Genomic DNA, 10,447 nt, shown 5'->3' on the forward strand with positions numbered 1-10,447 from the left:
ATGGTGGGGGCGCGGTCTTGGTGGGTAACCGCGCATTTTACGGCGGCAGGCCATTTTTGTCGCCGCTGGGGCCGCTTGTCCCTGCCAGGCACCCCGCCATCGTGCCGGTAAGCTTGGGGCCCATGTCCCAGACCCTGGCCGCGCCCGTTCACAGCGAAATCATCATCAAGAAGAGCCGTTTCATCGGCTGCGTGCAGCCCATGCCCGACCGCACCAGCGCCCAGGCGCATGTCGATGCGCTCTGGAAGCAGCACCCCGGCGCGGCCCACATCTGCTGGGCGCTGCTGGCGGGCGGGCAATCGGCCGCCGTGGACGACGGCGAGCCCGGCGGCACCGCCGGGCGCCCCATGCTCGATGTGCTGCGCCACCAGGACCTCGAAGGCGTTCTGGCCACCGTGGTGCGCTACTTTGGCGGCGTCAAACTGGGCGCGGGCGGGCTGGTGCGTGCCTACACGGACTGCGTGGCCCAGGCCCTGCTCCACGCGCCCAAGGTGCAACTGCAGCGCATGGCCACGCTGCAATGCCTGGTGCCCTATGCACTGGAAGGCCTGCTGCGCCGCGAAATCGAGGCCGCGGGCGCCGAGCTGCTGGGCGTGCAGCATGGTTCGCTCGTCACGCTGCAACTGCGCCTGCCCCAAACCCAGGCCAGCGCCTTTGTGCAGCGTATCAACGACCTCGGCCAAGGCCGTGTGGGCTGGCCCGATCAACTGACCGGCGGGTCATAAACAGCCCGGGGAACACCGCTTTACAACTACGACACTTGCACACAGACCTGTTTCGCCGCCCCCCGCGGTACCCCCGGTAACCGGCACCACCCCCGCCCATGCTGATCCACCCAAGCCACCAGCCTGCAGCCCGCCAAGCCATCCGTGCCGTCGTCGCGCTGTTTGTGCTGTTGCTGCTGGTCATGGCGCTGCCCATGCTTCCAGGCCTGCAGGGCGTTTCGCACTATCCGCCCCTGCACATGGCGCTGGAAACGCTGGCGATTGTGGTGGCGGCGCTCACCTTTGGCATGGCATGGCATGGCATGGAGCGTGCGGCGCGAGCAGTTGCCGCTCAATGCCCTGTTGCTGGGCTGCGCTTTCCTGGGCGTGGGCCTGCTCGACTTCAGCCACATGCTGTCTTACATCGGCATGCCCGATTTCATTACCCCCAACACGTCCGAGAAAGCCATCCACTACTGGCTGTCGGCGCGGCTGCTGAGCGCACTGGCCCTGCTGGCGGTGGCCTGGCTGCCCTGGGGCAGCACCGCCACGCGCTCGCGGGCCACGCTGATGACGGCGACGGTGCTGGTGCTGGTGGCCGCGCTGCACGGGCTGTTCTTTCTGGCGCCGCACCTGCTGCCCCTTACCTTTGTGCCGGGCGGCGGGCTGACCTCCTTCAAGATCGCTTTCGAATACACGCTGATGGCGCTGTACCTTGCCGCCGCAGCCCGGCTGCTGTGGCACATGCGCCGCCAGCGCAGCTTCAACGCCAGCGGCCTGTTTGCGGCGGCGTGCGTCATGGCGCAAAGCGAGTTTTTCTTTACCCGTTACACCGGCGTCACCGACATCTACAACCTCACGGGCCACTTTTACAAAGTGCTGGCCTACGCCTTTTTGTACCGCGCGGTTTTTGTGGAAACCGTGCAGCGGCCTTACACCTTGCTGCGCAACTCGCAACGGCAGCTGCAGGCCACGCTGGACGCCCTGCCCGACCCCCTGCTGGAGTTTGATGATGAAGGGCGCTACGTGGATGCGCGCGCCGGCCACGCTGGCGCCCTGGCGGCCCCCATTGCACAGCTGCTGGGCAAAACCCTGCAAGAAGCCCTGCCCGCCGAGGCCGCGCGCATTTCGCTGGCCGCCCTGGACGAAGCCCGCCAGACCGGTTTCTCGCGCGGCCGCGTGGTTGCCTTGCAGGTGCCCGACGGCAAACGCTGGTTTGAACTGTCGGTTGCGCGCAAGGCCCCACAGCCCGGCCAGGGGCCGCGCTACGTGGTCATCTCGCGCGACATCACCCAACGCCTGCAAAGCGAAGAGGCCATGCGCAAGCTCTCGCAGGCAGTTTCGCAAAGCCCCCTGCCCATCGTCATCACCGACCTGCAGGGCTGCATCGAGTTCGTCAACGACGCCTTCACCCGCTCCAGCGAATACACCGCCGCCGAAGTGCTGGGGCAAAACCCGCGCATGCTGCAATCGGGCAAAACGCCGCCCGCCACATACCAGGGCATGTGGGCCCGGCTCACACAAGGCAAATCCTGGCAAGGCGAACTGAGCAACCGCAGCAAAAGCGGCCGCGAATACACCGAATCGGTGCTCATTTACCCGGTGCGCAACGCCGAGGGCGAGGTCACCAGCTACCTCGCCCACAAAGAAGACGTGACCGAGCGCAAACAGGCTGCCGAGCGCATACAGCAGCTGTCGCACTACGACCAGCTCACCGGCCTGCCCAACCGCACCCTGCTGGGCGCGCACTTCCAACACGCCTTCCGCCAGAGCCCCGCCCTGGCCTTGCTGTGGATCGACCTTGACCGCTTCAAGGACATCAACGACTCGCTGGGCCACAGCGAGGGCGACATGCTGCTGCTCGAAGTCTCCCACCGCCTGCGCTCCAGCCTGCAAGACCACGACACGCTCTCGCGCCATTCCGGTGGGCCGCATCGTCGGCGTCGAAGCCCTGCTGCGCTGGACCCACCCGCAATGGGGCGTCGTGTCGCCTGCCGAATTCATTCCGCTGGCCGAAGCCAACGGCCTCATCGTGCCCATTGGCGAATGGGTGCTGCACACCGCCCTGTGCCAGCTGCGCGCCTGGCTCGATGGCGGCCTGCCCATGATGACCATGGCGGTCAACCTCTCGGCGGTGCAGTTTGGCCAACCCGGGCTGCCCGACCTGGTGGGCCGACTGCTGCAGCAAACCGGCGTACCGCCCGAAGGCCTGGAGCTGGAGCTGACCGAAGTCGTGGCCATGAAAGACCCCGAAACCGCCGCCCAAAAAATGCAAGAGCTGAGCCAGCGCGGCATCCGCCTGTCCATAGACGACTTTGGCACCGGGTATTCGTCGCTCAGCTACCTCAAGCGCTTTCACATCAACCAGCTCAAGATCGACCAGTCGTTCGTGCGCGACATCGGCACCGACCCGGACGACCAGGCCATTGCCACCGCCATCGTGCAAATGGCCCACAGCCTGGGCATGAGCACCATCGCCGAAGGCGTGGAAACCGCCGAGCAACTGGACTATCTGCGCGCGCAAGGCTGCGACCAGGTGCAGGGCTACCACTACAGCCGCCCGCTGCTGCCTGAGCACCTGGAAACCTTTGTGCGCGCCAACCTGCAGGCCCACCCGCGGGGCGCGGCCCACCCGGCGCACACCGCACACCCCGCCGTTGCAGCGCAGCGCGGGGTTCAGGCCGTCGAAAACGCTACATAAACAGTAGCTGCCTGCGCTTTACCAGCAAGCGCCAGGCCTCAAAAACCCTGTTATTTGGCCTGCATCTGCCAAGGCCCGGTTCGCCCCCACGGGCCGACCACGCCAGCGCACCCTGCAGGCCCCGCACCCGCACATTGCCGCCCCCCACCGCCACGCGCAATGCCTGTGCGCCTACACGCCCAACGGCCGCTGCGCACGCACACTGCAGCTTTCGTGGCCCCTGGGAGACACCGCATGAGCCAACCGCTCGACACCCTCATCATCGGCGCAGGCACGGCAGGCCTGGCCGCGCTGCGCGAGGTGCGCAAGCGCACCGACCGCTACCTCATCGTCAACGAAGGCCCCTGGGGCACCACCTGCGCACGCGTGGGCTGCATGCCATCCAAAGCGCTGATCGAAGCGGCCAACGCCTTTCACCGCCGCCATGCTTTTGAAGCATTTGGCCTGCGCGGCGCCGAGGGCCTCACCGCCGACATCGCCGCCGTGCTGCAGCGCGTGCGCGACCTGCGCGACCAGTTTGTGGCCGGCGCCCTGCAAGCCACCGACACCCTGGGCGCTGCCCGCATGGCAGGCCGCGCCACGGTGCTGGGCCCCAACGCAGTAGACATAGACGGCACCCCCTACGCCACGCGCAGCATCATCATCGCCACCGGCTCGCGCCCCCGCGTGCCGGATGAATGGCTGGCCTTTGGCGACCGCATCCTCACCACCGACACCCTGTTCGAGCAGCCCACGCTGGGCCCGCGCGTGGCCGTGATCGGCATGGGAGTGATTGGCGTGGAGATTGCGCAGGCGCTGGCCCGCCTGGGCATCGAAGTGGCCGCCTTCACCACCAGCCCCCACCTGGCTGGCCTCAAAGACCCCGCCCTCAACGCCGAGCTGGCCGCCCTGCTCAAGCAAGAAATGCTGCTGCACACCGGCGCCCCGGCCGAGCTGCGCGAGGTGGCGGGCGGCATCGAGGTCAGCAGCGGCCCCAACCGCGTGGTGGTGGACCAGGTCATCGCCGCCATGGGCCGCGTGCCCAACATCGAACACCTGGGCCTGGAAACCCTGGGCGTGCCCCTCAATCCGCGCGGCATGCCCGCCGTCAACCCCCAAACCCAGCAGATCGGTGACCTGCCCGTGTTTTTGGCGGGCGACGCCAACACCCATGCGCCGCTGCTGCACGAAGCCGCCGACGAAGGCCACATTGCCGGCATCAACGCCATGGCCTGCGCCCTGACACCTGCTGCGGCGCCCGCTGCGGCACCGGCGGCCATACCCACACCCCCCACACCCACGCGCTTTCAGCGCCGCACACCCCTGGCCATCGTGTTTTGCGATCCGCAAGTGGCCATGGTGGGCAAGCGCCTGGCCGACCTGGACAGCGCCCACACCGTCACCGGCACTGTCCGCTTTACCAACCAGGGCCGCGCCCGCGCCGCCCAGCGCAACTACGGGCGCCTGCATGTGTATGCCGACCGCGCCACCGGCCGCCTGCAGGGCGCCGAAATGTGCGCCCCCGCAGCCGAGCACCTGGCCCACCTGCTGGCATTGGCCGTGCAGCAAAAGCTCACGGTGCACCAACTGCTGGGCATGCCGTTCTACCACCCGGTGCTCGAAGAAGGCCTGCGCACCGCGCTGCGCGACGCGGCCCGCCAGCTGGCCGATGCTGCCAACGCGCCCGAATCCGACCTCGCCTCGTGCCCCGCCATCGGTGTGCCCGCGCTGGAATAGCGTGCGCCCCAGATGTAACACCCCTCCAGCGCGGCGCGCACCTGCCGATAACTAGGGCGTGTCATCAATCAATCCCCCCGCGCGCTGGCCCCGCAATGTGGATGGATGCGCGAAGCGGGGCGCAGCCCATAGTCATCTATAGGCAAGGCACGCGACAAAGCAGACGCCGCATTGCGGGACCAGCCCGAAGGGAAAGCCAGTCAGGCCGCGCATTGCGTCGTTACCCTTCGCTTGTGTAGCGGGGCTACACGGTGCTCAGGGCGCCTAGCACTGCACGGCCTGACTGGCTTTCGCGTGGGGCGATTGATTGATGACACGCCCTAGACATCACTCCAAGGAACCCCGCATGGACGTCGGCCTCACCAACAGCATCGTCAGCACCTCCACCGCCCTGGCCAGCCGCCAGACGTCGGATGCCATCAACATCACCGTGCTGAAAAAAGCCCTGGACGTGCAGGCCAGCGCCGCAGCCACCCTGCTGCAAGCCCTGCCCCAGCCCGCCCTGGCCACATCGGGCACGCTGGGCACCCAGGTCAACACATTTGCATAAATCCACAGGGTTTTTGCCAGTCCCAACCTCTCCAAGGTAAACCCTCGCGGGCCGCCCTCAACCGGCGGCCTTTTTTTGTCCGCATGAAACTCAAACTATACATTTTTGATTAAAAGCGTATATTTACGATCATGCACAACGACCTGATCACCACCCTCGCCGCCGCCCGCAAGGCCCACCAGATGACGCAGGCCCAGTTGGCCGAAAGCGCGGGCCTTTCGCGCATGACGGTGCAGCGCACCGAAGGCGGCGAACTCGACCCCCGCTACTCCACCCTGGCCGAAATGGCGCGCGTGCTGGGCATGGACATCATTGCCGTGCCCAGCAGCCTGCGGCCCAGCCTGCAAGCGTTCATCCAGTCGGGAGGCAAATTTTTGGGCCAGCCCGAGGGTGTAGATGCGCCGCCCTCCGTCGTTGATGGCCTGCGCCGCTGACCGTAACGGCCCGCTGCACGCCCATACAACGCACATTCCATGTCCACCTCCATCCGCTACCTGCGCCTTTACCTGCACCGCCCTGCACAGGCCAACGGCACAGCGGGCGGGCGCGAGGCCATTGGCTACCTCTCGCAATACGGCGACATCCTGCGCGTGTCGTTTGACGAGGCCTACATCCGCAACCCGCAGCGCCCCACGCTGTCGCTCAGCTACCAGGGCGCTGATGAGGCCGCCACGCAGCAAATTCTGGCCTCGGCGCGCGATGCGCGGCTGGTGCGCACCGATGGGCGCTGGCCCGTGTATTTTCAAAACCTGCTGCCCGAGGGCCACAACCGCGAGCGCCTCGCGCGCGAGCGCGGCTGCAGCCCCGACGACGAATTCGAGCTGCTCGCGGCCGCCGGCCACGACCTGATGGGCGCGCTGGAGGTAGAGCCCGTGCCCGCGCAAGACGGCATTCCTGATGTGGTGCGCCACTGGCACACCACCCAGGGCCTCGATGTGCTGGAGCCGGGGTTTGTCGAATACCCCGTGGAAGACGCCGCCTCGCTGCCCGGCGTGGTCACCAAGTTCAGCGCCGTGCAAGAAGGCCGCCGCTACACCGTGCACCGCCAGGGCGCGGCAGGCAGCGTGATATTGAAGCTGCCCACCACCGCCCACCCCGATCTGGTGGCCAACGAATACACCGGCTACCAGCTGTGCAAGGCGCTGGGCCTGCACTGCGCCCAGGCCCGCGTCATCACCCGCGCCGAGGCCGACCTGCCCGCCACCGTGCCCTTCAACGAGATATTGGCCGTGCAGCGCTTTGACCACCTGCCCGGCGGAGCCCGCGTGCACATGGAAGAGTTCAACCAGGTGCTGGGCTATACCCCGCGCCAGAAATACGGCAAAGGCATCCAGCAAGACTGGGCCACCATGCTGCGCGTGCTCAACCGCCTGAGCAGCCAGCCCGTGCAGGACACGCGCGAGTTTTTGGCCCGCATGGTGGCCTTCATCCTCATGGGCAACACCGACGCGCACCTCAAAAACTGGGCCCTCATCTACCCCGATGGCCGCACGCCCCAGCTCGCCCCGGTGTACGACCCCGTCTGCGTGGCCGCCTTTTTTGACGGCGTGCCCGAGGCCCAATACGCCGTCAACCGCGCCATCGACCGCACCCTGCGCGCCTTCACCTGGGCCGACATGCAGGCCCTGCTCAAATCCGCAGGCCTGCTGCGCGTGCCACGGCACCTGGCTTTGTTACGGGATGTAGTTAGACTGGCGCAGGCCGACTGGCCGCAGCTGCTGCACACCGCCCCGCCTGCCATGCAGCGCACCGTGCTGCAACGCCTGCAAGGCGCCACCGCCCTGGGCCTTTGACCCCTTTGCCGACCCCCATTGCATGACCTCTACCGCCACCGCAGCCACCGCCGCCATTGACGCCACCGCCACCCAGGCCTTCATCCAGCGCTGGCAACACAACACCGCCAGCGAGCTGGCCACCGCCCAAAGCTTTGTGATGGACCTGTGCGCGCTGCTGGGCGTAGAGCGCCCGCACCCCACGCCCGAGCAAACCTACATGTTCGAGCGCCCGGTCACGTTTGCCCACGGCGACGGCAGCACCAGCGCCGGCCGCATTGATTGCTACCGGCGCGGCCACTTTGTGCTCGAGGCCAAAAAACTCAAGGCCGGCAGCCACACCAAGGGTTTTGACGACGGCCTGCTGCGCGCCCGCAGCCAGGGCGAGGCCTATGCGCGCGCCCTGCCCGCAGCCGATGGCCGCCCGCCCTTTGTGCTGGTGGTGGATGTGGGCACCGTGATCGAGGTGTATGCCGAGTTCAGCAAAACCGGCGGCACCTACACCCCCTACCCCGACCCGCGCAGCCACCGCCTGCAATTGGCCGACCTGGCCCGGCCCGAGGTGCAAGACCGCCTGCGCCGCATCTGGACCGACCCCGACAGCCTGAACCCCGCCCGCATCAGCGCCCAGGTCACCCGCGACGTGGCCGCGCTGCTGGCCCAGCTGGCCAAGTCGCTGGAGGGTAATGGCGCAAACTTCAAGCCAAATCAGCCTCTAGCGCTTGTGCAGCAAGCGCCAATAGCTCCTGAAACCGTAGCAGCCTACCTCACCCGCTGCCTGTTTTCCATGTTTGCCGAAGACGTGGAGCTGCTCCCCAAAGGCGCCTTCCTCGGCCTGCTGCAAACCCACCGCGACGACCCCGCCACGCTGCAGCACATGCTGCGCATTCTGTGGGCCGACATGGACCGGGGCGGCTTCAGCGCCGCGCTGGCCAAGCCCGTGCTGCACTTCAACGGCAAGCTCTTCAAAGGCGCGGGGCAAGACGGCTACAGCCTGCTGCTCACGCCCGAGCAGATTGACCTGCTCATCAAAGCCGCGCAATCCAACTGGCGCGAGGTGGAGCCCGCCATCTTCGGCACCCTGCTGGAGCGCGCCCTGGACCCCACCGAGCGCCACGCCCTGGGCGCGCACTACACGCCCCGCGCTTACGTAGAGCGCCTGGTGCTGCCCACCGTCATCGAGCCCCTGCGCGCCGACTGGGCCAACGCCCAGGCCGCCGCCCTGGTGCTGGCCCACGAAGCCGCCGCGCTGGAGGGCAAGGCCATGGAGGCCAAGCTGGCCGAGGCCCGCGCCGAGGTCAAAAAATTCCACCACCAGCTGTGCACCACCCGCGTGCTCGACCCGGCCTGTGGGAGTGCCAACTTTTTGTACGTGACGCTGGAGCACCTCAAGCGCCTGGAGGGCGAAGTCGTCAACCAGCTCGAAGAATTGGGGCACACGCAAGACCAGCTCGGCTTTGAAGGCGAAACGGTGACGCTGCAGCAACTGCGCGGCATCGAGCTGAACGAACGCGCCGCCGCCCTGGCCGAGCTGGTGCTGTGGATTGGCTACCTGCAATGGCACATCCGCACCCGTGGCAACGCCGCCGTGGCCGAGCCCGTGGTGCACAACTACGGCAACATCGAATGCCGCGACGCCGTGCTGGCCTGGGATGCACAAGAGCTGGCCTACGACGATGCCGGCCAGTTGCTCAGCCGCTGGGACGGCACCACCTTCAAAACCCACCCTGTCACCGGCGAACAGGTGCCCGACGAAGCCGCCCAGGTGCCGCAATGGCGCTACGTGGGCGCCCGGCAGGCGCATTGGCCGCAGGCGGATTTCATTGTGGGGAACCCGCCGTTTATTGGCGCCGCCAGCATGCGCGCCGCTTTAGGCGACGGCTACGTGCAAGCCCTGCGCGGCGCCTGGCCCGAGGTGCCAGAGAGTGCGGACTTTGTGATGTTCTGGTGGCACCACGCCGCCGCGCAGGTGGCTGCGGGGCACACGCGGCGCATGGGCTTGATTACGACCAACAGCCTGCGCCAGACGTTCAATCGGCGCGTGGTTGAAGCAAGATTGTCACCCCCCCCCCACGAAAGCGACAATTCAAACGGTGCAGCCGCTGCATCTGGTCATGGCGATTCCCGACCACCCGTGGGTGGACGGCGCCAACGGCGCCGCCGTGCGCATTGCCATGACGGTGGCTGCGCCCGGTGTGGGCGAAGGGCAGTTGCTCACGGTGACAGACGAGCGACCCGGTGAGCATGGGGAAGTGACGGTGGCGCTGCAGGAACGGCGCGGTTTGATTCATGCCGACCTGAGCGTGGGCGCCAATGTGGCGGCGGCCATACCTTTGCAAGCTATGGCACGCATTTCTTCGCCCGGGGTGAAGCTGCACGGCGCTGGCTTCATCGTGACACCCGAGCAAGCCGCCGATTGGAATAACCCAGCGCTGGTACGCCACTACCGCAATGGCCGCGACCTGACGGACAGGCCGCGCGGCTCGATGGTTATTGACGCCTTCGGCTTGACCGCCGAGGAATTGCGCACACAGCACCCCAGCGTGTACCAGTGGTTATTGGAGCGGGTCAAACCCGAGCGCGACCAAAACAATCGAGCCGTGTACAGAAACAACTGGTGGGTTTTTGGCGAACCCCGCAGAGAATTGCGGCCAGCGCTCGCTGGCCTGCCTCGCTACATCGCCACGGTCGAAACCGCCAAGCACCGCACCTTCCAGTTCCTCGACGCCAGCATCCTGCCGGACAACAAGCTTATTGCCATCACACTGAATGACGCATTCCACTTGGGCTTGCTCTCCAGCCAGTTGCACATCGACTGGGCGCTGGCCACCGGCTCTTGGCTGGGCGTGGGCAACGACCCGGTGTACGTCAAATCCCGCTGCTTCGAAACCTTCCCCTTCCCCGACGAAGACACCGGCCTGACCCCGCCCCTGCGCGAGCGCATCGCCCACCTGGCCGAGCAGATCGACGCCCACCGCAAGCGCGTGCTGGGGCAGGCGGGGAC

General features: G+C 66.9%; 8 protein-coding genes and 1 pseudogene. All 9 read left to right on the top strand.

What is annotated here, in order from left to right:
• Positions 1–122 precede the first annotated feature (122 nt).
• Positions 123–725 (top strand): IMPACT family protein, encoded by a 603-nt coding sequence (locus DTW89_RS17430; RefSeq protein ID WP_114656852.1) that lies wholly within the window; start codon positions 123–125, stop codon positions 723–725.
• Between the two features lie 297 nt (positions 726–1,022).
• Positions 1,023–2,570, top strand: a pseudogene (locus DTW89_RS19830) (MASE3 domain-containing protein); the annotation flags it as partial.
• Between the two features lie 58 nt (positions 2,571–2,628).
• Positions 2,629–3,405 (top strand): putative bifunctional diguanylate cyclase/phosphodiesterase, encoded by a 777-nt coding sequence (locus tag DTW89_RS19835; protein WP_236637193.1) that lies wholly within the window; start codon positions 2,629–2,631, stop codon positions 3,403–3,405.
• Between the two features lie 234 nt (positions 3,406–3,639).
• Positions 3,640–5,121 carry a dihydrolipoyl dehydrogenase gene (locus tag DTW89_RS17440; protein WP_114656849.1) on the top strand — a complete coding sequence of 494 codons (1,482 nt, stop codon included), beginning with the start codon at positions 3,640–3,642 and terminating at the stop codon, positions 5,119–5,121.
• A gap of 346 nt (positions 5,122–5,467) precedes the next feature.
• Positions 5,468–5,671, top strand: a complete 204-nt coding sequence (locus DTW89_RS17445) for a YjfB family protein (RefSeq protein WP_024815024.1) — start codon at positions 5,468–5,470, stop codon at positions 5,669–5,671.
• Positions 5,672–5,802: 131 nt separating this feature from the next.
• Positions 5,803–6,105, top strand: a complete 303-nt coding sequence (locus tag DTW89_RS17450; RefSeq protein ID WP_114656850.1) for a helix-turn-helix transcriptional regulator — start codon at positions 5,803–5,805, stop codon at positions 6,103–6,105.
• A 39-nt stretch (positions 6,106–6,144) separates the two neighbouring features.
• Entirely contained in the window at positions 6,145–7,464 is a 1,320-nt protein-coding gene (locus DTW89_RS17455) for a type II toxin-antitoxin system HipA family toxin (protein WP_114656851.1), read from the top strand.
• Positions 7,465–7,486: 22 nt separating this feature from the next.
• Positions 7,487–9,685: a DNA methyltransferase gene (locus DTW89_RS17460; RefSeq protein ID WP_236637194.1), complete on the top strand. Its 2,199-nt coding sequence runs from the start codon at positions 7,487–7,489 to the stop codon at positions 9,683–9,685.
• A gap of 244 nt (positions 9,686–9,929) precedes the next feature.
• Positions 9,930–10,447: type IIL restriction-modification enzyme MmeI (locus tag DTW89_RS20010; RefSeq protein ID WP_330863509.1), on the top strand; the 518-nt coding region annotated here is incomplete at its 3' end.

It is taken from the genome of Acidovorax sp. BoFeN1, from assembly GCF_003345135.1.
Classification (GTDB): domain Bacteria; phylum Pseudomonadota; class Gammaproteobacteria; order Burkholderiales; family Burkholderiaceae_C; genus Acidovorax; species Acidovorax defluvii.

What these genes read in the sequence shown, in the direction of transcription:
- DTW89_RS17430 (WP_114656852.1), top strand. Translation starts at nt 123, where the DNA reads ATGTCCCAGACCCTGGCCGCGCCCGTTCACAGCGAAATCATCATCAAG.
- DTW89_RS17440 (WP_114656849.1), top strand. Translation starts at nt 3,640, where the DNA reads ATGAGCCAACCGCTCGACACCCTCATCATCGGCGCAGGCACGGCAGGC.
- DTW89_RS17445 (WP_024815024.1), top strand. Translation starts at nt 5,468, where the DNA reads ATGGACGTCGGCCTCACCAACAGCATCGTCAGCACCTCCACCGCCCTG.
- DTW89_RS17450 (WP_114656850.1), top strand. Translation starts at nt 5,803, where the DNA reads ATGCACAACGACCTGATCACCACCCTCGCCGCCGCCCGCAAGGCCCAC.
- DTW89_RS17455 (WP_114656851.1), top strand. Translation starts at nt 6,145, where the DNA reads ATGTCCACCTCCATCCGCTACCTGCGCCTTTACCTGCACCGCCCTGCA.
- DTW89_RS17460 (WP_236637194.1), top strand. Translation starts at nt 7,487, where the DNA reads ATGACCTCTACCGCCACCGCAGCCACCGCCGCCATTGACGCCACCGCC.